Raw genomic sequence first — 23,229 nt, 5'->3', positions numbered from 1 at the left:
TAAGCTTCAACAAAAAAGCTTGACTGCATCAATCGATGAGTCAAGCTAATTTTTTCATATGTGTTTGAATATTTATCCTTATAAATAGTATTAAACTTTGGATACACTTGACGCTTGAGGACCACGGTCTCCATCAACAATTTCGAATTGAACCTTTTGTCCTTCTTCTAACGTCTTAAATCCTTCTTCTTGGATTGCAGAAAAGTGTACAAACACATCATTTCCACCTTCTACCTCAATAAACCCGTAACCTTTTTCTGAATTAAACCATTTTACAGTACCTTGTTGCATAAATAAAAACCTCCTAAATTTTAAAGCCTTTCTTTTCACCAAAATCCACAATCCAGCTTTGTAACCATACTTAATTTGCCACTAAGTATTTGTAAATATACTACCATCTCAAAAACATGTTGTCAAATTATTATCAACATTCCGAAACAATTATCAAATCATTATGCTAATCGATTTATTCGTTAATGAAAGAAAGCTGTTAGCTTTTGATTGGCAGAAGAAGGCCTGGGTATATCCCACTAATTTGATTATATTTAATATTTTAATTATTTGCAACACAATATGTATAGTTTTTTAATCGTCCTATATAAAAAGAGTAGCCCTGAATCACGGCTACTCAAATGAAGGAGGATTGTGAAAGAGTCATGCGCTTTCATTAATCGTAAGATATAGTATGTTCTCCTCTTCCTGCCTGACAAGGCAAGCATACATACCATTCCAGAAAAGGCGAATAACCATTTTTCTTTCATCTAGACGTATACCCTGTCTGATTACAGCAACTTGTCATAAGATACATTAGCTAAGATGGAAAGGGGGATACAGGAATGTCAGGATACTTTGGAGGTTTCGCTTTAATAGTAGTGCTGTTTATCCTTCTAATTATTATTGGATGTAGCTGTGGTATTTACTAGTCCTAACTAGCGGAAAGGAGATTGAAGCATATGTCTTGTGGATGTGGCGGATATTCTAGATATCCAGGATACGGTGGCGGATACGGCGGTGGGTATGGCGGCGGCTTCGCGCTGATCGTTGTCCTGTTTGTCTTATTGATTATCGTTGGTGCTGGTGGACTATTTGGCGGCGTAGCTTAATTTAATATCTTATTTTAAGACACTTGTTTATTGGTCATGCATGACCGAAAATGATATAGCTGTTAGATGTCCAGCCCTACATGGTGCATACTGTACCTTGTAGGGCATTTCCTATTGTAAGCATTTCTATGAATACAGTGGTGATGCTTCTAAGAAGACAAGCCTTTCCATATTGAAAATACGGCAATTACAAGCAGCATCCCTTTGAGAAGAACCGTTAACCTAGTTGAAGATAACCTGCTACTAATAAAAGCTCCCAATTGCCCCCCTAATAGAGCACCAGGTGCTAATATTAGGACCAGAAGCCAATCAATATTTTGCAAATAGAAGTGACTAACACTTCCAGCAATTGATGCTAGTAGAACAATAAACATCGTTGTTGCTATGGCTAAATGAGCAGGGAACCAAAAAAGTAAAATAAGAGCTGGAACTAATAATGCTCCCCCACCAATGCCAAGTAAACCTTGGGCAACTCCAATAAAAAAACAAATAAAAAAAGCTATATACCGATGATAGCCGTAGCTATGCTTTTTTCCGTTACTATCTATATATTCTTTTTCAACATGCCAGTTAATATTTTTGGGTTTAATCCTCTTGTTTCTAATCAATAAGTAAAGGATGAGAAGCATCATAAAGCCAAAGAATAATTGAAACTCTTGTTCATTTAAACCTCTATTCAAAAAAGCCCCTAACATCGAACCAGGACCACAAGCCAAAAAGAAAAAAAGCCCACTGCTAAAATCGACCTTCTTCTGTTTTGCATAAGTCAGTGTTGATCCTAATGCTGTAAAACAAACAACTACCAGTGAAGTACCAACAGCAATTTGCGGGGTAATGGTAGCAAGCTCATCGACCACAGGTCTTAAAAACAACAAGACCGGAACTATGAATACGCCTCCACCTAATCCAACTAAGCTTCCAACCGTGGAAGCCACAACTCCTAACAAAAAAATCCAGGCAAAAAACATGACCCAACTCCTACACATTCACTATATACTTTGACTATATCAATGTTTTGTTTGGCAAGCAAATGAACATCTTTGATAAAAATAAAAAAAAGATGCAGGGGTCATCCACACAGCTACGTCTATATAGTTGAGGAGAAAGGGGGGCATATGATTGAAGATCGTGAATTAATTCATAAAATCCAGCAAGGCGAAGCCCACCTCTTCAATGAAATCATTATAAAATATCAAAAGCTCGTGTACTTCTCAATCATTAAAATGCTTCATGGTCAAAGGAGTGAAGCCGAGGATCTAACTCAGGAGGTTTTTCTTTCAGCTTACCGCTCCATTCATCGTTTTAGAGAGGAGTCAGCTTTATCTACTTGGCTGATGCGTATAGCCACAAATAAAACGATTGATTATAAAAGGAAAAGGCAGCTCTATCTCGTTCCTGATGAAGGTGTAATTGATCAGATACCATTGGAGAATCATGACCCGCTTAAGGAAATTGTTGAGCAGGAATCTAGCCTGTATATGGAACAATTAATTAACCAGCTTCCTGAAACGTATCGCCTTGTCATTCAGCAATATTACTACGAGCATTTAAGCTATAAGGAAATTGCCTCTCTGGAAAACGTGGAGGTAAAAACGGTAGAATCAAGACTCTATCGGGCTAGGAATCGATTAAGAAGCTTATGGAAGGAGGAGCAAAAGCATGAAATGTAATAAATCTTTGGTCGATTGGGAAGAATTTGTGCGCCAAGAGTCATCTAACTTCAATGATAAAAGGCTAGAGCAGCATCTAGCAAATTGTCCTGCATGCTTAAAAAAATACGAGCAGGCTTTGTCAAATTCATATGTAGAGCTCGAGAGTTTGTATGGGCAATCTCCAGACCTTTCAGCAAACATTATGACTATGATCGAAGCTTCATCTAAGCAGTCGTTGAAGAAATCGCCGCAAATCGTTCGTCAAAAGTCTCATCATACCCTCACCAAATCAGCTATGTTTCATTATGTCTTTGCAGCGTCGATTGCTTTTCTACTCTACCAAGCAGGTATATTTAATCATATTTTTTCCTATTCGGAGCATTATCAAGTGGCAACAACTCACTCAACCGAATGGCTTGAACAAATCAAACAATCCACAAGTCATTGGGTTTCACAAATCAGCAAAATGTTTCGCTAATCATTGTATTGGAGGTAATCATGAAAAGTAAATTTCTTACCATATGCTTCTCTGCTGTACCAGGTCTTGGACATTTATACCTTGGGTTAATGAACCGCGGATTACAGATCATGTTATTATTTGGTGGTTTAATCCTATTTATTACCCTTTCTAATATCGGAGCTTTTGCTATAATATTACCGATCATCTGGTTCTACAGTATGTTCGATGCTCTTCAGCACCACCAGCTAATACAGGATGGTATTTTCGAAGATCATCCACTTCCGTTATTAAATAAGCTCCTTATCAGTCATAAATGGATCGCTTATTTTCTCATTGGGTCAGGGCTTTTTATTATGGCCGAAAGAGTAGTCTATATATTGGGAAGATATTTTGGCATTTACACGTTCTATTTCCACGAACTTCGTACTTTTGTCGTAGCTTTTATCTTCGTCTTTATTGGTATTAGGCTATTAAATATGAAAAAAAACCCATCTAAACAGCAACAGGAAGCAGATGATGTAGAAACTATAGAGGTAACAAGGGGAGATCAGTATGAAAAGTAAATATCGTGTAGGGTCTTTTAGTGCAGGCCTACTATTTGTTGCTCTTGGTCTATTTCTTCTCCTCAATCAATGGATGAATATTTCTTTCTCATCCCTTTTATTTACCTGGTGGCCTCTATTGCTAATTTTATTGGGTGTAGAAATCTTAGTCTATCTGAAAAAGCTGAAGAATGATGAGGAATCTCGCATAGGCTATGACATTATAAGTATTATTATTATTGTCATGTTTACGTTTGCCAGCCTTTTTATATACTCAATAAAAGAAACTGGTCTATTGCAATACTTACAAGAAGAGGTTCTATCAGATGGCTATCACATCAGCCTATCGCCTGAAACTATTTCCGACCTAACGGATGTTGATTATATAATCATAACGGGTCAGGCAAGACATGTAAATGTGGCTTATAAAGAAAACAACACAGGTCAGGTTAGTGTTCGATCAGATTGGCGGCATGTTACTGGCCAAAACTATGAGGATGCTCAGCAAAAGGTAGATCAGTTAATTCAAATGAGAAAAGAAGATAGTAGTCTTTACATTTCTCTTCATGAACTGTCCAATCATTCAAACTTTAGTAATAATCTCATAGGCTACTTTGATGTAGAATTACCTAGTGATATTGAAGCAGAGGTTATCCTGAAGCATGCCAATTTATCTTTAGATATTGAACAATTAGAAGAAAAGCTAAGCGTTCAAAATGATTATGGTACGACAACAGCTTGGTTATCTCCACAGGTAAACCTCAATATATTAGCTAGAGCGTTAGACGGCTATATTCAGCCTTCTGAGCTATGGAATAGTATCAATGAAGATCAAACGAAAGCTGAACGCACATCTGAAGTGGAGTCAAACGCTACTCTAGATATGATCACCAAGCAAGGAAATGTTCAGCTGAGAGTATATTAATCAAAAATTATGTTAAACACTCACAGTATGTTAGACAATAAAATACCCCTTCAACTGTTGAAACAACAGGAACAGTTGAAGGGGCAAACTAACAGGCATAGATGAAGTTATACTCTATAGTTTAGAAGTGTACTTTGACGCCCTGCCTAATTCATAATATTTTAATACATACGTGAAGAAAGGACGGATTGATCAAGTTCTACCTTAATGTTTACCTTTTTATTCTCAAAGCTTTTAAGGATTTGAACGAAAGGGTAATTGTCTAACAAAAGAACTCGTTTCTTTTCATGTCGCTCTAGTTTCCCTGTCGTCGAAAACTGTCCTTGACCAGTTTCATCGTCTTCCTTTATTACCTCTATATTCAGAATAATCCTTTTCCCCACTAAAAAGTGAAAGATTGGATCAATCTGAAATCCTCCTACCTTTATTGTTTCAAGCTCCCCTTCTTCAATAATCAATACTCCCTGCCAGTCACCTTTTGTTTGCACGAACATATCTCTCCCTTCTGTTTATTTACCGTTTAAAGACCGTATACGACAATATAACGTATGAAAAGCAGCTTGGTTTCAAACCCTTTTATAATCTACGTTGGTAATAAACAAACACTGGTAGAGGAATAATAATCCAGCCAAAGCTCTTAATTAACCTATTAAGCCCGCGCTGTTTTTCCTTATCTCTTTCATTTGCAACGACACGTTCGTATTCCGCTCTAATTTGCTCTTCATCTATTTCTGTTTGTTCCGTTGTTCCGTTGCCTTCCTCACCAACAAATTTATTATTTAGCTTCATTTGTCTATAATCCTCGTAGCTTTGGTAGTATGGCTGTGGTGATACATAATCAGCAATAGCCATAAAAACCCCGACACTCCCACCAATGGTCATCATAAGTGTAGCGAATAATACCAAATACACATAAACCGTTTTAATCATTTGTCTTGACCTCCTTTAATCTCTGCGTTGCTATAACTTGAGTATATCCCTTTTTACCACAATTATAAATCTAAAGTTGCATTCTCTAGAGCAGATGTGATGCACCTCATTGACGACCTTTCTACAATTTTCTACTATTAAAATTAATTCTATTAACCAATTTGAATGACTAGATGTTTAATAGGAAAAATTAACTAGATTAGCTGTGTATAAATCTAATGGATGTATTTGTATGTTCATCTAATTTATCCTTCAACTTTCTTTTATTTCGTGTAACATTCTGTCTTGAATTGTGTTATTCTATAAGAGTATATTTTTATAGTGTAAATTTTTCCAGCAACAAATAAGCCTAGAAAGCATCTAATATTGTAGAACCATTGTACTAGACTATCTTTACGACTGGTTTTTAAGTTGTACTAGTGTTATAGACTATAGACGTTTTACTAGATTTATTTGTTTCACTAGATTATATTTACTAGTCTAATTACTGCTCTATAAGACATATACCCTATTATTTATATTCTAACAAGGAGGACATTTATGCACGTGCAAAGCAAGAGGTTTAGCAAGTATAGTAAGCTGATTGTTTCAGCTACTTTGTCCACAGCATTCGTCTTTGGTTTTGGATTTGGTTCAGACACCCTACATAAGGTTGAAGCTTCAAGCAGTCAAGAAACTCAAAGCGCTTCTCAAAAGGGAAAAGTTACCGCTGTCTCTGGTCTTAATTTGCGTAAGGGCCCTTCGACCAACCATGAACGTTATAAAGTGATTCCACATAACACCCAAGTTGATATTCTTGAAACAGTAGATAGTGAGTGGCTGAAGGTTAAAGCAGGAGATCAAGTAGGCTATGTAGCATCCGAATACATAAGAGTGATTAATCCGGCAGCCGTTTCCAACTTAGCTGGAAGTGAGCTAATAGATGAAATTATTGAAACAGGTCATACATACGTAGGTTCACCGTATAAATACGCGGCAACGAAAGGATCAGGCTCCTTTGATTGCTCCCTTTTTACACAAACCGTATTTGAAGCCCATGGTATTGACCTACCTAGAGATTCTCGTTCACAATATCAAGCTACTACAAAGATAGAAAGAAATGAGATCCGTAAGGGAGATTTAGTGTTCTTCTCTCTAGGCAATCCAAACCAAATTGGTCATGTTGCTATTTATATTGGGGAGGACAAGCTTCTTCACGCAACCTCTAACGGTGTAGCCGTAACGGATTTTGAAGGTAGTGATTACTACTCCAAGCGCTATAAAGGGGCTGGACGTATTATTGACTAATTTTTCTTGATTCATGTTCTAAATGAGAAGAAAATAAAAAAAGACAAGCCGTTAGCGAATAATTGCTTGTCTTTTTTGATTCTATGAGTTTACTAAGACTCGGATAACCATTCGGTTCCGCCTCTAGCTTTCTTTTGTTTCTCTTCTTACTTCTCTTCTTATTTTTCTTCATCCATTAGAGGAATGTAGATTTCAAGCTCTGTTTCGTAATTTGTATTTGGATGATAAAGCTCTATCAAATGCTCAGTAGGATGCATCTTCAAACCTTTATTTGTAATCCAATTGATAAGTGTATTATAATACTCACCCATTTTACTAAAGTCTAACTCTGCTCTAATTGAGCCATAGCTCCCTTGTATCTGTAATCGCTCCATACCTTCGGGGATGTGATTTGGGGTTTCTTCAACCACTGCGCCAATATAAAAATATCCCGTTTCTTGACTCTCTTCTCTCTTCGGTTCGTACACGATAGCTCTTAAAAACGATTCGTCCCCGAACGCTTCTTTATACTTCGTTTTAAATTCTTCTGACGCATTAGGAATAAAAACAGGATAGTCATTAAATCGACCTGTATACTTAGTTCCAATAATTTGATATGTAAGGTTTGTGTCTTTACACTCCATAAAACTACTCCTATCTATAATTTTTTTGCCGACCAATTTAGTTCTTTCTTCAATTATACTAAAGAATCAGCAATACAGATGTACAGATGTACAGATGAATTGACTATACTATAGAATGAGAAGCAATTGGCAGCGAATATCGTGAGAAGCCCTCGGCATCATAATTATACTTTTCGCATATTCGATAAGTAAGATTATCTGAGGATAGCTTTATGTGATGATCTTGGATGTACGAAAGGATGACTTCACCAGCTGCGTCAAAATTCCCTTCTTCATTGGCTACGACTACATTACGTTGTTTGGGTAGCGTAATTTTAACAAACCATTCAGGTATCTGCTCAAAGGTACTTACCTCCACACAAAGAATATACGCATGTGTTTCAGGATTATTCTGAGACTCTTCCATTGGCCATATTCCATAATGAATATTGTGATTGACCACTTGAGGAAAATGTTTAGTTGATGAAAGAAGGGATTCCTTCGCAAGCACAAACTTATTCTTCATATCTTTTAAGCTTATACAAGGTATACCTATCAACTTCAATTCATCATGCTCTACTATTACTGGTTCCATATTAGGTAGTTTTTCTATTTTAATCACATCCTCTAGTTAAATTTCCAAGTAAAGTATATAATAATCATACTGTTATGTAAACTTATCGAAAAAGTGATGCCAGTCTTAGAGGAAAATGCATTAACTAGGCTTCAGGAAATACGTAATCAGTTATCTCTTCAATTAAAGAAGTCTTAAAATAAAAAAGGAGAAGCCTTAGTCATTATCCTGACTTTTAGGTCTGCTCCTCATTCACAATATGAATTTATGAACCCTGTCTCAAACGATAAGCACTATGATTCGTCGGACCAATGCCCTTTCCAAGCTCCAAGGATTCCTCAATAGCACATGTAATAAACTCTTTTGCCACCTTCGTAGCTTCGACAACAGATAGTCCTTTTGCTAAACCTGCTGCAATAGCTGAAGCAAAGGTACAGCCTGTCCCATGAGTATGCTTGGTCTGAATACGTTGAACAGGAAAATAGGTGAATTCGTTGCCATCATAGAGTACATCTGTCGATTCTTCCTCTGACAAATGACCACCTTTAAGGACTACATTCTTCGCTCCAAGATTGTAGATCTTTTTAGCGGCTTCCTTCATATCAGCTAAGGATGAGATACCTTCCTCGCCAATAATCACCTCAGCCTCTGGAATATTTGGAGTAATCACCATAGATAATGGAATTAAGTGTTTACGAACCGCTTCAACAGCCTCTGGATGTAAAAGAGCATGACCACCTTTTGCCACCATAACCGGATCGACAACGATTCTCTCTACCCCATATTTCTTTAGACATTTCGATACAGCTTCAATAATTTCCGCATTAAAGAGCATTCCTGTTTTAACCGCATCTACCCCAATATCACTAAGAACCGCTTCCAATTGAGCCTCTACAGCCTCAATACTTTGAGGATAAACGCCATGAACGCCCTGCGTATTTTGGGCAGTCAATGCTGTAATGACTGACATCCCGAACGTTCCTAGCTCTTGGAATGTCTTTAGATCTGCTTGAATTCCAGCTCCACCACCACTATCTGAGCCAGCAATCGTTAAGGCACGATAAATCATTTTAGCTCCCAACCCTTCATCACTTTATTAAGAAACAAAACAAACAAAGCCTAACCCACATCTAATGAAGCATTTCTCCTTATACTATTATGAAAACCTAACCGGATTAAATAAATTCATATCCAAACCTGCAGGTTTGTTTTCATAGATATCTGCCACTAGCCTTGCGTTTCTCGGACTTAGTAAAATTCCATTACGATAATGCCCACTGGAAACAATAATAGAAGGACAATGCCCTAATCTACCTATTAACGGATACCCATCCTGTGTTGCTGGACGCAGTCCAGCCCATTTATGAAAGGGCTCCATGATCTCTGTAAAAGGAAACAGCTTATGACTCCATTTCAACAATCGGTTAATCCCTTTATCGGTCACGGACGTATCAAATCCAGCTACATCCTCTGATGCTCCACATACAATACTTCCATTTCTTTTGGAAAGAACATACCCCTGGCTGGAAAATACCATATGCTTAACCTCTTCCATACCTTGCTCAAAAGCACAAATCTGTCCTCTAATAGGGTAGATCGGTAATCGAATCTGGAGAGCTTCTTCATACTCAGAGGTCCAAGCTCCGGTTGCCACGATACATGTATCTGCATCAATATTTCCTTGCTGCTCCGTAGCGATTGCTACTCCATCCTGCCTTATATCAGCAAAGCTGACTGCTCCAGCATTCTCAATAATCCCTACACCTAAGCGGAGACAAGCCTCTTTTAAAGCTACAACATAATCTGGAGAGTAGACATGATGCTCACCTGGATAATACATGGCAGCAATAACATCATCTGTGAGGTGTGGCTCTAAATGACGAAGGGCTTGACCCTTTACAATTTCAGATTGTACCTGCCAGCCTTTTTGCCACTGTAATCTTGTTTCAAGGGCTAATTCATCCGCCTCATGAAACACCGCATGTAAGCTTCCAGACGTATTGTATTCAAAATCTAACTCTGATACCTCTTTAACATCAGCCTGCCACTCTGGATATAGCAGCAAGCTCTCATGGCACATCGAAAAAAAATCGTCAGGATCCTCACCGATTTCAGAGTAGGGAGCCAGCATCCCAGCAGCTGCTCCCGTTGCCTGACCACCACATAGTCCCTTTTCTATCACGGTAACCTTATGCTTTCTTTTGGCTAATTCAAACGCAATCGCTAATCCAATCACTCCACCGCCAAGCACAGCAATCGGTACTTGTTTCTTTTGGGTATTCAATGGACATCCCTACTTGCTTGAAAGATTTTCTAGCTTACTGCTTGCCGTTGCATATTTTTTCTTTGGAATTCTTCCAGCTAGATAAGACAAGCGTCCCGCTTCAATCGCTAATTTCATCGCTCTAGCCATCTTAATCGGGTCCTTCGCCTTAGCCACAGGAGTATTCATTAGTACCCCAGAAGCTCCAAGCTCCATCGCTTGAGCAATATCCATCGCCGATCCTAACCCAGCATCCACGATAATCGGCACATTCGCCTCTTCCACAATTAAACCTAGATTGTATGGGTTAAGAATGCCAAGCCCTGTACCAATCGGTGCTCCACCTGGCATAACAGCAGCAGCTCCTGCTTCCTCTAGCCTTTTACACAAAACAGGGTCATCTGATGTATATGGAAGCACTACAAAGCCTTCCTTAGCCAGAATCTCTGTTGCCTTAAGCGTTTCAATCGGATCAGGAAGTAGTGTCTTTTCATTAACACTGATCTCCACCTTAATCCAGTTTGAAATTCCGGAAGCCTTAGCTAACCGAGCAATACGTACCGCCTCATCCGCTGTTTTCGCTCCACTTGTATTCGGTAGATACGTAAAGTTCATTCCATCCAAATGCTGTAGAATAGCATCCTCATCAGGCGCATCTAGATTCACTCTTCGAATGGCAAACGTTAGTATTTCTGCTTCAGAAGCTTTAATCGCTTCCTGCTGAATATATGGGTTCGGGTATCTTCCCGTCCCTATCATAAAACGAGAGGAAAAGGATTTCCCCCCGATCTCTAAACGATCCTGTCCTAGCATATCAGCCACCTCCTACGAAATGAACAAGCTCTAATTTCATTCCCGTATTCAGCTCATAGTTAGCCCACTCAGAGCGATCAACAATCTGTCCATCAACCTCTGCAACCACATGCTCAGGCTTAAGCTGAAAATGCTGAATTACTTCGTCTAACGTAGTGACCTCTAATTCCTCTTCCCTACCATTAATCAGTAATGTCTTCATGGTGCTTGCTTCACTCCTAGCTTTTTTGAATCGTTACACTGAGTGCTCTAGCTGCTTCCTGAACATCCTCAGCACCCACAATTGCACTAATCACACAAATTCTTTTTGCTCCTGCATCTAATACCTGCTGTACATTATGCTGCTTGATTCCACCAATAGCCACAAATGGAATGGTCGTGTTCGCAACCACTTCCTGTACATACTCTAGTCCAACCGGGTCCACTACATCAACCTTACTCTTTGTTTCAAAAACTGGTCCTACTCCTATATAATCAGCACCATTGCGTTCTGCTTCCAATGCCTCCTCTAAAGCATGTGTAGAGATGCCAATGATTTTATCTGGCCCCAAAATTTTTCTCGCTTCTTCTAAAGGTAGATCATCTTGTCCTAAGTGAATGCCGTCAGCATCCACCGCTAAAGCAATATCCATATGATCATTCACAATAAACGGAACGTTGTATTTTGCCGTTAGCGCTTTAAGCTCCTTAGCCATTTCTAACAGCTCTTTTTTCGATTTATTCTTTTCACGCAGCTGAACAATATCAGCTCCTCCTAATATCGCTTGCTCGATGACATCTAAATAGTTTTTGTTCGGGTAAAACTGCTCACCCGTAATCACATATAAATGAAACTCCTTAAACATCTTTCATCCTCCTATTCCGTGTAGCCTTAAAAGCCTCTGATTAAACATAAAAAACTCCCTTTTCACTCAGGAAAGGAAGCCAGACTTATCTATTCATCTGTGACTTCCCTACGCTGGCATGACCCAGATCAGGTTAAGGGTTGAAAAATTTCTCTCAGCCAAAAGGCACCCCTAGTCATTTCATTAAAATGATTTATGAACAATAGAATTCAACGATCTTCTTGGTACTAGTATAACATATGAAATCACGTAAAGAAAACTAATTACGCTGTCTGATTCCGTACCTGTAACGTTTATATAGTGATGTCATTGAAAGGTCACATCTATTAGAACATCTACTAAACCATCTATAAAGAACATTACTTTAGAACCGTAATTTCTATAGCCATCGTCTGCTTAGGATAAGAGCCTTCGTCCATAATCAAATATATAAAAATTTATACAAGAAATATGAACAATCTCATTGACGAAGCTTTCCCCATAGAGCTATAGTAAGGATTGAACTAAAGGAGGATTAAGTTATATGCTTACTCAGCTTAAATCACCTATGAGTCCACAAAATGACCCATGGGAAGCGATAGATCGTCGGAAACAATTTGGATCAAACAAGTTAACTAGTATAGAGTTTACTGTAACAAATTTATGTAATTTACGCTGTGAGCACTGTGCTGTAGGAGACGTGCTTACCATGAAGGATTCAGAGGAGAGAATTCCACTTCCTCTCATTTTCCAACGCTTAGATGAGATCGAACACTTAGATACATTGAGCATTACAGGTGGAGAGCCGATGTTTAATCAACAGATTATTACCGATTATATCGTTCCATTACTACGTTATGCTCATGAACGAGGAGCCAAGACACAAATCAATTCTAATTTAACGTTAGATTTAGATCGTTACGAGGCTATCCTACCTTATTTGGATGTTCTGCATATTTCCTTTAACTATGTGGATGCCCAGGATTTTTATCGAACGGCTTATGTCCATAAAATGCACCCCGTTTCCTTTAGCCAAGCGGAAAAGACATTCAACACAATGGTTGAAAATACAATAGAATTAGCAAAAAGAGGCGTTTTTGTCTCTGCAGAATCTTTAATTTCTGAGCATACAGCAGGCAAGCTTTCACGTATTCACCATATCATTAAAGAATTAGGCTGTCAGAGACATGAGGTTCATCCACTTTATCCAAGTGACTTTGCTAGGCATATGAAAATCTTATCTCTAGCAGAGCTGAGAGGCGTGTACAATCGTCTTCTAGATGAACGCGATCCCGACCTTTGGATTCTATTTGGTACTCTACCCTTCTACGCGTGTAACAGCAGTGAAGAAGACCTGGCTCTAGTTAAGAGAATGAAGGACAGCCACAATGTGACTGTTAGAAACGACCCAGATGGGCATAATCGTTTAAACACAAACATCTTCACTGGCGAAGTCATCGTTACAGATTTTGGTGATGTGGAGCCATTAGGAAATCTCAGAACAGATCGACTAGATGATTGCTTTGAACGCTGGCAAAAGCACTCTCTGTTTCAGCCGTTTAACTGCTACTGTCCACAGTCTAGCTGTGTTGGTCCAAATATTATAGTTGCCGATACGTATTATCGGGGAATAGATTTCCGTGAACGTAAGGGTATTTCTTTATAGACCTTCCTACAAGCCCTAGGTCGTATTTTAATATTCCATCATTGTTTAAAATTAAAGAAATCTTACACCACCGTTTAGAAATTCTCTAAAGAAAAAGACGAGGGGTTAGGTCATCGACTATGACTTAATCCTTCGTCTTTATTTAATCATATTTATTCTTATTATCTAGACTGTAAACGTTTGATACGATCATCCAATTCAGGGTGACTGGAGAACAGTCGAGAAAAGTTACTTTTACCATTAATTTTCAAAGTAGATAAGGACTTCTGCTCATCATCAACACGATTTACATACTGCTTTAAGGATTGAAGAGCATGAATCATTTTATCTTTTCCTGCTAAATCCGCTGCTCCATTATCCGCATGGTACTCACGGTAACGAGAATACGCCATAACTACGATGCTTCCAAGGATAGAGAATAGGATTTGGAATACGATAACTGCTATAAAATGAACAATTCCCTGTAGCTCAGATCTAACTAAACGAGAAGCGGCAAACGCAACGATACGAGCAAAGAATACAACGAACGTATTTACAACACCCTGTAAAAGAGTCATTGTGACCATATCTCCATTAGCGACATGGGCAACCTCATGAGCCAGAACCCCTTCAACGGCATCTGCATCCATCGTTTCTAGTAATCCAGTAGAAACAGCAACTAGTGAACGTCTTCTAGATGGACCTGTAGCAAAGGCATTTACCTCTTTAGAATGATAAATTCCTACCTCTGGCATAACGGTTAATCCAGCACTTTGAGATAAGCGATGTACTTTGTCAACTAGATCTCTTTCAAAAGGACTTAAATTCGGATCTTCAGGCTTTAGCACCTGTACTTTCATCGCCATTTTAGCCATCCAACGGGACATAGCTAAGGAAACAAATGCTCCCGTAAAACCAATAACAGCACTAAAAATTAATAATGTGACTAGATTTAAATTCCCACTCTCTGTTATATAACTACCAATCGGAAGAATCGTAAGGACGATTGAAATTGTAGCAATAACTAAAATGTTTGTTAAGATAAATAAACCAACTCGTCTAAACATGTATCCTGCCTCCTACCTTCATTCTTAATGCTATGAGATGAAAGATATTTTTTATCTGCCAATCCTTTCACCTATCTACGTATGTTCTACGTAATTTTAAAGCATTGGTTTCACTCATCTCTACGTTTAGATTTTCATTATTTATTATACATGAAAGTTACAGCTAGTTAGTACAATTTTTTCATAAAAAGCTACTCAACTTTATTAGCTCTTATTTTAATAAAAAGCCTCGCTCCGCCAAGAAATCCTTTAAATGAGTTCGTTTCGGATCCTTTAGGCTTCTGCTCATCATTTCAGACCATGTGTCTGTTCGTTTTCCAGCTGTTCTAGCTTCATAATACTGGCTCATTGTTTGATCATAGGCCGCTACCTTGTCCTTTACCTGCTCAAATGGCTGATACTCATTTTCAAAATAAACAGCCTCCAAGGGTAAGCGAGGCTTTACACCTGGACTTTGATCTGGATAGCCAATACACATCCCGAACACAGGATAAACATGGTCAGGTAAATTAAGGACCTCACTTACCTCCGCAATACGGCTACGAATTCCTCCAATATAAACAATCCCCAATCCTAATGCTTCCGAGGCTAAAGCCGCATTCTGAGCAGCTAACGCTGCATCAATTGTAGAGACGAGAAACATTTCTACATGCTCTAGGGCAGGAGTAATATCTACCCCTTCCTGCTCTGCTGAGTGCTTTAAGCGATGCGTGTCGGCACAGAACACAAGAAAATGTGAGCATTCCTCTATATACGCTTGATTCCCTGCCAGCTCTGCAAGCACCCTCTTCTTTTCCTTATCCGTAACACCGATAATAGAAAAAGCCTGCATATTGCTTGATGTAGAAGCCATTTGCGCCGAAGCTACAATTTGTCTAATGTGCTCTTCTGGAACAATTTCAGAAGTGAACTTCCGAATAGATTGATGCTGCCTAATTTTATGAATAATGTCATTATGTACAGATGAATCCACTGAAACTCCCTCCTTTGCTTTCATCATACCATGTTCCCTCTGCTCTGCCAAAAATATAGCTCTAGACTGGTGCAGACAAAATAATCTAGCCTATAAAAAACGAAACATCAAGGTAAGGAATACAGCAAAAAAACCAGCAGAAACGGTGCAGATCGCATTGACCATATCATTGTTCATCCAGCGTATCCCTGCCACCTGTACCGTCTGAGTATGACAAACCGTTTTTTCTGTAAAAGCTAAGCAATCAGGACATTGGTAACGAACCTGCCATTTCGCTCCTACATAAGTATCCATCCAATTCCCTAACCAACCTGCAACAACAATTAACATGATTGCCATATAGCTCTCAAAGCCTAGATTCCCCTTACCCTGAAGGATTAATGGAATAGAAACAAGGGCAAGGAATACAGCACCACTTACACTAGCCAACGTTCCTAATGTTGTTATAGCCCCTGATGTTCCAGGCTCTACTTTCTCTCTAGTTAGAATATGTATAGGTCTTGCTTTGCTCCATCGCCCTAGCTCTGATGCCCAGGTATCTGCTGTAGCGGCTGCTAAAGAGGCACACATGACAACAAGAAAAACAGCGTCATTTAATAGCGCGTAAGCCAAAGCACTAGCAGCAGCCAGCCCACCATTAGCGAAAACCTGAAGGTAGTCTCTACGATCCCCCTTTTCTACAACACGTTCTACAGCCGAATGACTTACACGCTTAATCATGCCTAACAAGGTAGAGGATACGAAAAAGAAAAAGAGTACAATAAATCCGTAAATCCCGGTTGCACCGAAAATGGATGTTCCAACAGCTATAGCAGCAAATAAACCACTAAAAGATAATTTCCTTTTAAAATAAGCGATTAATGCAAGCAATGTGCTACAAAATAAAGCGATAAGCCACTCCATGCCCGCCCTCCTTTTCCTATGTTATTACGGGGACAAGTACCTGTTTTAAATATGGGTACAAAATTAAATTTGTCTCTATCCTCTACCTATAATACAATAGATATGAGGGGATGAGTAAACATGAGTTATGAATTCAAATATGACAATCGTTTAGGGATCGCTCTCCCTGTCCTAGATCGAGATTGGGAAGAGTATAGCTTACGTGAACAAGCAACGATCTTAGTCGAATGGGAAGCCCATCGTTCAGACATTCCAGAAAGAATTAAACAGATTGAAGCCATCATTAATGCCAAGCAGGAAAAGCTTAACATTGAGGAAAACTTCATTCGTTCCTGTGAATTAAATCATGAGATTGCTGATCTAGCAAGCACCATTAATGATCTTAACCTCTGGTTTCGCATTCAGCAGGATACCGATACGAAAGTTCATATGTAATCTAAAAAAGTTGCCATTTAATTTGAACTTAAAAAAGCTCCTAGCGTTCGCTAAGAGCTTTTTCATATTCCTGTTAACTAGTAACTTCTTGGCTATCTTACTCTATCACCTTACTACTACTATACTGCTACTCACCTTGAAAATGTCTGACTTAAGGAATCTACTTGTTTCCCTTTTGGATCATAGTAAGTAAAAGCAAGCTTGGTCTTATCAGCAGAGTTTTTTCCCTTTGAAATATCTAGAGTAACATAGGTCGGTGTAGAGAAACCCCGGGGCTGTCTAAGACTTCCTGGATTACAGAAAATCATGCCGTCCTCTTCAAAGCAGACGGGATAATGTGTATGTCCAAAAAGAACAATGTCTGCCCCTACTTCCTCCGCTTTGTATCTCAATTTAAGTAAGGAATAATCTACCTGATATAAATGTCCATGTGTTAAAAAAAAGGTAGAGCCTTGCCATTTTATTAGCTTATCATTAGGGACGTCTTTTTGAAAATCATTGTTTCCTCGTACTAGCTCCAGCTTATTAAACGGATACTGTGTAGGATCGGTGCAATAGTCCCCGCAATGAAACCCTTTTTTATACGCTTCCCTTTTTACCACCTGATTGACTTCCTTCGTCAATCCATGTGTATCACTAATAATTAGTGCTTTCAATCTGTAACCGCTCCTTTTGACGCTGAGGATACTTGCTTGGCGTACTTATACAATACGCCCTTTGTATATTTTAGTGGTGGAGCCTGCCAATGTTTCCTACGATTCTCTAATTCTTCATCAGAAACATGCATCGTTAGCTCCTGCGTCTCACTATCAATTGTAACAAGGTCTCCCTCCTGTAGCAAACCTATTGGCCCACCAATTTGAGCCTCAGGTGACACATGTCCAACAACCAAGCCATGTGTCCCACCAGAAAATCTACCATCTGTCAGTAGCCCTACCTGCTCTCCCAGCCCTTTACCGACAATAATAGCTGAAATAGATAGCATCTCTGGCATTCCTGGTCCTCCCTTAGGACCTTCATAGCGAATCACAAGTACATCCCCAGGATTAATTTTATCCTTAATTACGGCATCAGTGGCTTCCTCCTCAGAATCAAACACACGAGCTGGACCTGTTATATTTTTCACCTTAAGACCAGACATTTTCGCTACGGCCCCTTCTGGTGCTAGGTTTCCTTTCAAGATAACCAATGGACCTGTTTCCTTTAACGCTTGATCAAACGATCTGATTACATCCTGCCCCTCTAAGAGATCTGGAAACTCTGCTAGGTTCTCTTCGATAGTTTTACCCGTCACCGTTAAGCAGTCCTTGTGCAGTAAACCTTTTTTCAGCAATAGACGCATTACAGCTGGTACACCACCAACCTCATGCAGGTTTTGCATCACATATTTACCACTAGGCTTAAGGTCAGCAATGTGAGGAACTCTTTCACGGATTTTTTCGAAATCATCAAGAGTAAGCTCTACATCAACGGAATGGGCAATCGCTAGAAGGTGAAGAATTGCGTTAGTTGAGCCTCCTAAAGCCATTACAACCGTTATCGCATTCTCAAACGCTTCCTTGGTCATAATGTCCTTCGGATAAATCTCTTTCTTTAATAGCTCAACAACGGCTTGTCCTGCTGTGTCACAGTCCTCTAGCTTCAAGGAGCTAATCGCTGGATTTGAGGAGCTACCCGGTAGACTCATTCCCATCGCTTCAATCGCTGAGGCCATCGTGTTAGCGGTGTACATTCCTCCACAGGAGCCAGGTCCCGGACAGGCGTGACATTCTATTTGATGAAGCTGTTCATCATCGATATTCCCTTGATTATGTTTTCCTACTCCTTCAAAGGCAGAAACAATATCAATATCCTTTCCATTTAGTTTCCCTGGCTGAATCGTTCCCCCATACACAAACACAGAAGGTAGGTTTAACCGGCCAAGTGCCATCATACAACCAGGCATATTCTTATCACAGCCACCAATAGCCACAACTCCGTCAAGCCTTTCTGCTCCCACTACCGTCTCAATGGAATCCGCAATAACCTCTCTACTAGGAAGTGAATAATTCATTCCCTCTGTTCCCATAGAAATTCCGTCAGACACGGTAATCGTATTAAAAATTAACGGGGCACCTCCACCCTGCTTAACACCTTCCTTTGCTTTTTCAGCTAGGTGATTGATGTGAATATTACATGGTGTTACTTCACTCCACGTACTGGCTACTCCAATCATTGGCTTCTTAAAATCCTCATCCCTAAAGCCAACGGCTCGAAGCATGGCTCTATTTGGGGCTCTATTTTCTCCTTCACTAATGACAATACTTCTAATTCTTAAGTCTTTTTGTTTCTCAGACATGTAAACTCCTCCACTTCCTACTATCCTATTTTTCAGAAAATTATATTTTTACATTCTATCATGCGTGAGAAATTGTCACAAGCTATTGAAGAAGAATTCACATAATTGACGTACAAGAAAAACTTGGAAGAAGTATATAGTAGGAGCTGTGGCTGGTAAATAACGGGAGCTGTAACTTAATGAAAAAAGCGCTTGGATTAGCTCCAAACGCTCTAGATTATACGTCAACGCTATGATTTTTTTCTGAGTTTACCTAGCTCGGAAACAATCGATTGCATCTCACTCATGGAGAAGGATTCCTTCATACATAGAAACTCATATAAATCCAAAAGCTCCTCGTATTGATCCGTATCAAAGCTTTTCGCACTAACAGCAGCCGTATTGACGACCTGTAGCTTAGATTTCATATAGTCAAAGATGTATTCTATATTTTCGCGAGAAACGTCTTGAAGCTCTTCTCTGCTTTTCCCTGCCACATCTAACAGCCCTTTCTCATTTGATCTAGTTCTTTTTTGTCTGTACTATTATAGCAGAGGTCCAGTAAAAAACCTATGCCTGTGATCTAGTGATTTTGTTCACCCTGATGCACGAGCCATGCCGCACCAATCACTCCTGCATCATTTCCTAGAGTAGCTGGAGCAATTTCTACATTCCCCGTTAAGTGAGGAAGAGCATATTTCTGATATTGTGCTCGAATAGGCTCAAACAACACATCCCCCGCTTTAGAAACTCCTCCACCGATTACAATTTTCTCAGGATTCATTAATACGGCATAGTTTCCTAGTGTTACTCCTAAGTAGTGGGCAACCTGTCCTAGTATCTCTTTCCCTAGCTGATCCCCTTCTCTAGCAGCATCCAAAACATCCTTCGCTTCAACATTTCCATTCTCCTTCAATACCTTAGCTAATGAGCTCGTATGCTGCGAGTCACTTATAAGGGCTTCCTTAGCTAAGCGTACAATTCCTGTAGCAGAGGCAAGCGTTTCTAGACAGCCTAGCTTCCCACAGTTACAGCGGTAGCCCCCATCTGCGATAACAGTTGTATGGCCGATTTCCCCAGCTGTACCCTTTGCCCCATGATGAATGGTTCCATTAATGATCACCCCACCACCTACACCTGTACCTAATGTAATACAAAGTAGATCCTTTGCTCCTTCACCAGCACCCTTCCACATCTCTCCAAGTGCTGCGATATTAGCATCATTATCTACATAAACTGGTAGCCCCGTCATTCCCTCTAGCTTTTCCTTCAAGGGATAGTTCTTCCACCCCAAATTAACAGCTTCATGAACAAACCCTGTGGACATTTCGATAAATCCAGGAGCTCCAATTCCAACACCTTTAATATCTCCTTTTGCTCTCCCAAGCTCTTCAAGACCTTCTGAGATCAAGCGATCCATAGTATGTAAGATACCATCCCCACCGTCCTCAACATTCGTAGGGGCACTCATTAAATGCACAATTTCACCTTCTAGTGAAACGAAAGCAAGCTTTATCGCCGTTCCACCTAAATCTATCCCAACATACATAGTTTGTGACATATGATTATCATCCTTTACATTATGTTTTCTCTCTCATATCATACCATGATTAGCTAGATATAACGTGAGAAAAGCCACACTAGAGAGAAAAGGAGCCCCTTTAGCTATCTCAGTGTGACTTTTTATTCAAATAAACATTCTTTATCTATCTTTAACTAAACTTACCCTCTGATTCTTTCCTCTGTTTGAGGGTCGAAGAATAGTACCTTACTCATATCGAAGGCAAGCTCTAGCTTCTGACCATTCTTAATATCTGTACGAGAATCTACACGAGCAATAAAGTCATTTCCTGCGATCTTACTGTATAGATAAGTTTCCGCACCCATTAGCTCTGCTACTTCAATTAGGGCATTAATCACTGTACCCTTTGAAGATTCGATAAATACAGGCTCATCGTGAATATCCTCAGGACGAATTCCAAGGATCACTTCCTTGCCTATATAATCCTTTAACCCTTTCATTTTTCCTTCTGGAACATGCAACTCTTGATCTCCAATCGTAAATTTACCTTCACCAAGCTTACCACTTAGGAAGTTCATTGCTGGTGATCCAATAAAGCCTCCAACGAACACGTTATCAGGAAAATCATACACTTCTTTAGGTGAACCCACTTGTTGGATAATACCGTCTTTCATAATAACGATACGATCTGCCATCGTCATCGCTTCAATTTGGTCATGTGTTACATAGATAATTGTTGTTTGTAGTCTTTGGTGTAGCTTTGTTATTTCAGCACGCATCTGTACACGAAGCTTAGCATCAAGGTTAGATAAAGGCTCATCCATCAAGAACACCTGTGGCTCACGAACGATAGCACGTCCTAAAGCAACACGCTGACGTTGTCCCCCAGATAGTTCTTTTGGTTTTCTTTCTAATAGGTTTTCAATTCCTAGGATTTTTGCAGCGTCATCAACACGCTTTTTGATATCATCCTTTTTGAACTTACGGAGCTTAAGACCAAAAGCCATGTTATCAAACACATTCATATGTGGATACAACGCATAGTTTTGGAAAACCATCGCAATATCACGATCCTTAGGCGCTACGTCATTCACACGACGATCACCGATATACAAATCCCCTTCAGAGATTTCTTCTAATCCAGCCACCATACGTAATGTAGTAGATTTACCACAACCTGATGGACCTACAAAAACGATAAACTCCTTATCGTCAATATCTAAGTTAAAATCCTTAACCGCTGTTACCGTATCACTATAACGCTTGAAAATATGATTTAATTTAATACCTGCCATGCGCTACTCCTCCTCAAATTCTTTCTTTTTCTGTTATATCTATTGTAGCGCTTTCATTTGGCAAAAACTATTAGGCAAACTGCTAGAAAAAACACCTCATTCTTTGTTCAACATGCCCAAAGCCTGTATCGCTAAGTAAACAACCACTGAATGCTCAAATCTCCGTAGATCATATCCTGTCTTTTCAGCAAACTTATCTAAGCGATATTGCATACTATTTCTATGAATAAAAAGCTTCTTGGCAGCCTCTGAGATGTTCAGATTCTCTTGGAAGTAAACACGGGCCGTCTCTATAGCTTCTGAGTCATGTAAAATTTGTCCCATAATTTGATGTACATATTTCTTACGATCCATGTTAGAGCTTTGCTTAAGCAAATACAGATGAAGGACATCTCGAATGAAAACGACTCCGCCTCGAACATGACTCTGATTACACGCTTGTACAATACTAAGCTGATTCTGAACATACTCCCTCAGTTCCATAGGCATCGTGACTGGTTGATCAATGAAGAAGTTAGCTTTTAACACAAGCTCAGCAGCAAGAGTATCCACAAGTCCCTTTACAACCTCGATTAATTCCGATTTTATCTCAGAGTAATGCGGTAGAATCCAAAGAAAGTGCCCTTGCTTTAAAGGAATTAAAAATGTACTTTGCTCCACAACAGCTTCAATCATTTCTTGAAACTGCTTGTGCACGTCTGAAGTCCAGTCCTCTTTTTGACTATCGATAGTAATAAAAATTAAACCAAACTCCGTATCAGCGGAATATTCTAAGCCTTCCCACGCTGAAATCCAATCTTCCATTTCCTCTTGAATGGCTCTTTGCCAAAACGTGTTTTCCTTCTTGTCAGGAGAATACATTATAGCAGAAGAAGCATCAAACAACTGAATAAGCTGCTTTGATTCCTCCGTTAGCTTCTCATTTCGGACTCCAATCCAGCCCAAAAAGTCGATTCCGCTCCGTATTGGAATATACGTGAACTCCTCACTTTCTGGCGGGTGGTTATATTCAACTTGTAGGTTTTCTTCTCCAAAAATCTGCTTGAATTGCTGGTATAAATAAACGTCGTTCATAAAGCTCATATCCGTACCCATCC

Annotated in this window: 29 protein-coding genes and 1 riboswitch; of the genes, 9 read left to right on the top strand and 20 right to left on the bottom strand. The window is 39.4% G+C overall.

The genetic code is table 11. The annotated features are described in order from the left end of the window. Nucleotides 1-90: 90 nt before the first annotated feature. Nucleotides 91-291, bottom strand: a complete 201-nt coding sequence (locus tag J2S11_RS18365) for a cold-shock protein (RefSeq protein WP_307397056.1) — start codon at nucleotides 289-291, stop codon at nucleotides 91-93. 545 nt (nucleotides 292-836) lie between these two features. Between J2S11_RS18365 and J2S11_RS18360 the strand changes: the two genes are divergently transcribed. Both J2S11_RS18360 and J2S11_RS18355 read left to right on the top strand, forming a co-directional pair. Beyond that, nucleotides 837-923, top strand: coding sequence for a YjcZ family sporulation protein (locus J2S11_RS18360; protein ID WP_307397129.1), 87 nt, complete (start codon nucleotides 837-839; stop codon nucleotides 921-923). 30 nt (nucleotides 924-953) lie between these two features. After that, on the top strand, nucleotides 954-1,103 hold the full coding sequence (locus tag J2S11_RS18355; protein WP_307397054.1) for a YjcZ family sporulation protein: 150 nt from the start codon (nucleotides 954-956) through the stop codon (nucleotides 1,101-1,103). A gap of 149 nt (nucleotides 1,104-1,252) precedes the next feature. Here the strand turns inward: J2S11_RS18355 and J2S11_RS18350 are convergent, their stop codons facing one another. Next, complete coding sequence (locus J2S11_RS18350) at nucleotides 1,253-2,071, bottom strand: sulfite exporter TauE/SafE family protein (protein ID WP_307397053.1); 819 nt, start codon at nucleotides 2,069-2,071, stop codon at nucleotides 1,253-1,255. 147 nt (nucleotides 2,072-2,218) lie between these two features. Here J2S11_RS18350 and J2S11_RS18345 point away from each other — a divergent pair, with 147 nt between their 5' ends. The 4 genes from J2S11_RS18345 to J2S11_RS18330 are packed head-to-tail and all read left to right on the top strand — an operon-like array spanning nucleotide 2,219 to nucleotide 4,682. Next, complete coding sequence (locus tag J2S11_RS18345; RefSeq protein WP_307397051.1) at nucleotides 2,219-2,773, top strand: RNA polymerase sigma factor; 555 nt, start codon at nucleotides 2,219-2,221, stop codon at nucleotides 2,771-2,773. Then, entirely contained in the window at nucleotides 2,763-3,233 is a 471-nt protein-coding gene (locus J2S11_RS18340; protein WP_307397049.1) for an anti-sigma factor, read from the top strand. The genes J2S11_RS18345 and J2S11_RS18340 overlap by 11 nt, the downstream gene beginning before the upstream one ends. Before the next feature lie 20 nt (nucleotides 3,234-3,253). After that, nucleotides 3,254-3,778 carry a hypothetical protein gene (locus J2S11_RS18335; RefSeq protein WP_307397047.1) on the top strand — a complete coding sequence of 175 codons (525 nt, stop codon included), beginning with the start codon at nucleotides 3,254-3,256 and terminating at the stop codon, nucleotides 3,776-3,778. Next, a complete protein-coding gene (locus tag J2S11_RS18330) occupies nucleotides 3,768-4,682 on the top strand; it encodes a LiaF transmembrane domain-containing protein (protein WP_307397045.1) in 915 nt (304 codons plus the stop codon). Before J2S11_RS18335 ends, J2S11_RS18330 begins: the two co-directional genes overlap by 11 nt. 161 nt (nucleotides 4,683-4,843) lie before the next feature. On the opposite strand, the gene J2S11_RS18325 is transcribed toward J2S11_RS18330, so the two are convergent. Together J2S11_RS18325 and J2S11_RS18320 are read right to left on the bottom strand one after the other, a co-directional pair. Beyond that, nucleotides 4,844-5,170: a hypothetical protein gene (locus J2S11_RS18325; protein WP_307397043.1), complete on the bottom strand. Its 327-nt coding sequence runs from the start codon at nucleotides 5,168-5,170 to the stop codon at nucleotides 4,844-4,846. Between the two features lie 88 nt (nucleotides 5,171-5,258). Beyond that, nucleotides 5,259-5,612 (bottom strand): hypothetical protein, encoded by a 354-nt coding sequence (locus J2S11_RS18320; protein WP_307397041.1) that lies wholly within the window; start codon nucleotides 5,610-5,612, stop codon nucleotides 5,259-5,261. Nucleotides 5,613-6,152: 540 nt separating this feature from the next. On the opposite strand from J2S11_RS18320, the gene J2S11_RS18315 reads away from it, so the two are divergent. Next, nucleotides 6,153-6,899 carry a C40 family peptidase gene (locus J2S11_RS18315; protein WP_307397039.1) on the top strand — a complete coding sequence of 249 codons (747 nt, stop codon included), beginning with the start codon at nucleotides 6,153-6,155 and terminating at the stop codon, nucleotides 6,897-6,899. A gap of 158 nt (nucleotides 6,900-7,057) precedes the next feature. Here J2S11_RS18315 and J2S11_RS18310 read toward each other — a convergent pair whose 3' ends face one another. From J2S11_RS18310 to thiE, 7 genes are all read right to left on the bottom strand, one after another. Then, entirely contained in the window at nucleotides 7,058-7,522 is a 465-nt protein-coding gene (locus tag J2S11_RS18310) for an effector binding domain-containing protein (protein ID WP_307397037.1), read from the bottom strand. A gap of 103 nt (nucleotides 7,523-7,625) precedes the next feature. Next, complete coding sequence (locus J2S11_RS18305) at nucleotides 7,626-8,096, bottom strand: effector binding domain-containing protein (RefSeq protein WP_307397035.1); 471 nt, start codon at nucleotides 8,094-8,096, stop codon at nucleotides 7,626-7,628. 244 nt (nucleotides 8,097-8,340) lie between these two features. Further along, entirely contained in the window at nucleotides 8,341-9,144 is an 804-nt protein-coding gene (gene thiD / locus J2S11_RS18300; RefSeq protein WP_307397033.1) for a bifunctional hydroxymethylpyrimidine kinase/phosphomethylpyrimidine kinase, read from the bottom strand. 87 nt (nucleotides 9,145-9,231) lie between these two features. Next, nucleotides 9,232-10,359 carry a glycine oxidase ThiO gene (gene thiO, locus J2S11_RS18295; RefSeq protein ID WP_307397031.1) on the bottom strand — a complete coding sequence of 376 codons (1,128 nt, stop codon included), beginning with the start codon at nucleotides 10,357-10,359 and terminating at the stop codon, nucleotides 9,232-9,234. 9 nt (nucleotides 10,360-10,368) lie between these two features. Further along, complete coding sequence (locus tag J2S11_RS18290; RefSeq protein WP_307397029.1) at nucleotides 10,369-11,151, bottom strand: thiazole synthase; 783 nt, start codon at nucleotides 11,149-11,151, stop codon at nucleotides 10,369-10,371. A 1-nt stretch (nucleotide 11,152) separates the two neighbouring features. After that, nucleotides 11,153-11,353 carry a sulfur carrier protein ThiS gene (gene thiS / locus J2S11_RS18285; RefSeq protein ID WP_307397028.1) on the bottom strand — a complete coding sequence of 67 codons (201 nt, stop codon included), beginning with the start codon at nucleotides 11,351-11,353 and terminating at the stop codon, nucleotides 11,153-11,155. 16 nt (nucleotides 11,354-11,369) lie between these two features. After that, nucleotides 11,370-11,996 (bottom strand): thiamine phosphate synthase, encoded by a 627-nt coding sequence (gene thiE, locus J2S11_RS18280; protein ID WP_307397025.1) that lies wholly within the window; start codon nucleotides 11,994-11,996, stop codon nucleotides 11,370-11,372. A gap of 88 nt (nucleotides 11,997-12,084) precedes the next feature. After that, nucleotides 12,085-12,179: riboswitch (TPP riboswitch) on the bottom strand. Between the two features lie 340 nt (nucleotides 12,180-12,519). Here thiE and yfkAB point away from each other — a divergent pair. After that, the gene (gene yfkAB, locus J2S11_RS18275) at nucleotides 12,520-13,641 is read left to right on the top strand and encodes a radical SAM/CxCxxxxC motif protein YfkAB (RefSeq protein ID WP_307397023.1); all 1,122 of its coding nucleotides are present in this window, start codon (nucleotides 12,520-12,522) and stop codon (nucleotides 13,639-13,641) included. 161 nt (nucleotides 13,642-13,802) lie between these two features. On the opposite strand, the gene htpX is transcribed toward yfkAB, so the two are convergent. From htpX to J2S11_RS18260, 3 genes are all read right to left on the bottom strand, one after another. Further along, a complete protein-coding gene (gene htpX / locus J2S11_RS18270) occupies nucleotides 13,803-14,687 on the bottom strand; it encodes a protease HtpX (protein WP_307397022.1) in 885 nt (294 codons plus the stop codon). A gap of 211 nt (nucleotides 14,688-14,898) precedes the next feature. After that, nucleotides 14,899-15,687, bottom strand: a complete 789-nt coding sequence (nfsA, locus tag J2S11_RS18265; RefSeq protein WP_307397020.1) for an oxygen-insensitive NADPH nitroreductase — start codon at nucleotides 15,685-15,687, stop codon at nucleotides 14,899-14,901. 63 nt (nucleotides 15,688-15,750) lie between these two features. Then, nucleotides 15,751-16,563 (bottom strand): DUF92 domain-containing protein, encoded by an 813-nt coding sequence (locus J2S11_RS18260; RefSeq protein ID WP_307397018.1) that lies wholly within the window; start codon nucleotides 16,561-16,563, stop codon nucleotides 15,751-15,753. A gap of 120 nt (nucleotides 16,564-16,683) precedes the next feature. Between J2S11_RS18260 and J2S11_RS18255 the strand changes: the two genes are divergently transcribed. Further along, complete coding sequence (locus J2S11_RS18255; RefSeq protein WP_307397016.1) at nucleotides 16,684-16,998, top strand: hypothetical protein; 315 nt, start codon at nucleotides 16,684-16,686, stop codon at nucleotides 16,996-16,998. Between the two features lie 131 nt (nucleotides 16,999-17,129). Here the strand turns inward: J2S11_RS18255 and J2S11_RS18250 are convergent, their stop codons facing one another. From J2S11_RS18250 to J2S11_RS18225, 6 genes are all read right to left on the bottom strand, one after another. After that, the gene (locus J2S11_RS18250; RefSeq protein WP_307397014.1) at nucleotides 17,130-17,654 is read right to left on the bottom strand and encodes a metallophosphoesterase family protein; all 525 of its coding nucleotides are present in this window, start codon (nucleotides 17,652-17,654) and stop codon (nucleotides 17,130-17,132) included. After that, entirely contained in the window at nucleotides 17,651-19,336 is a 1,686-nt protein-coding gene (ilvD, locus tag J2S11_RS18245; RefSeq protein WP_307397012.1) for a dihydroxy-acid dehydratase, read from the bottom strand. The genes J2S11_RS18250 and ilvD overlap by 4 nt, the downstream gene beginning before the upstream one ends. A gap of 230 nt (nucleotides 19,337-19,566) precedes the next feature. Then, nucleotides 19,567-19,812, bottom strand: coding sequence for a DUF1128 domain-containing protein (locus tag J2S11_RS18240; protein WP_307397010.1), 246 nt, complete (start codon nucleotides 19,810-19,812; stop codon nucleotides 19,567-19,569). Between the two features lie 86 nt (nucleotides 19,813-19,898). After that, complete coding sequence (locus J2S11_RS18235; protein ID WP_307397008.1) at nucleotides 19,899-20,876, bottom strand: ROK family glucokinase; 978 nt, start codon at nucleotides 20,874-20,876, stop codon at nucleotides 19,899-19,901. Nucleotides 20,877-21,037: 161 nt separating this feature from the next. Continuing rightward, nucleotides 21,038-22,132, bottom strand: a complete 1,095-nt coding sequence (locus J2S11_RS18230) for an ABC transporter ATP-binding protein (protein WP_307397006.1) — start codon at nucleotides 22,130-22,132, stop codon at nucleotides 21,038-21,040. A gap of 96 nt (nucleotides 22,133-22,228) precedes the next feature. Continuing rightward, a complete protein-coding gene (locus J2S11_RS18225) occupies nucleotides 22,229-23,227 on the bottom strand; it encodes a PucR family transcriptional regulator (RefSeq protein ID WP_307397004.1) in 999 nt (332 codons plus the stop codon). Between the last annotated feature and the right edge of the window lie 2 nt (nucleotides 23,228-23,229).

The sequence above is a fragment of the Bacillus horti genome, assembly GCF_030813115.1.
Taxonomy (GTDB): Bacteria; Bacillota; Bacilli; order Caldalkalibacillales; family JCM-10596; genus Bacillus_CH; species Bacillus_CH horti.
The sequence above is the reverse complement of the archived record's forward strand: the minus strand, read 5'-3'. Positions and strand labels throughout refer to the sequence as shown.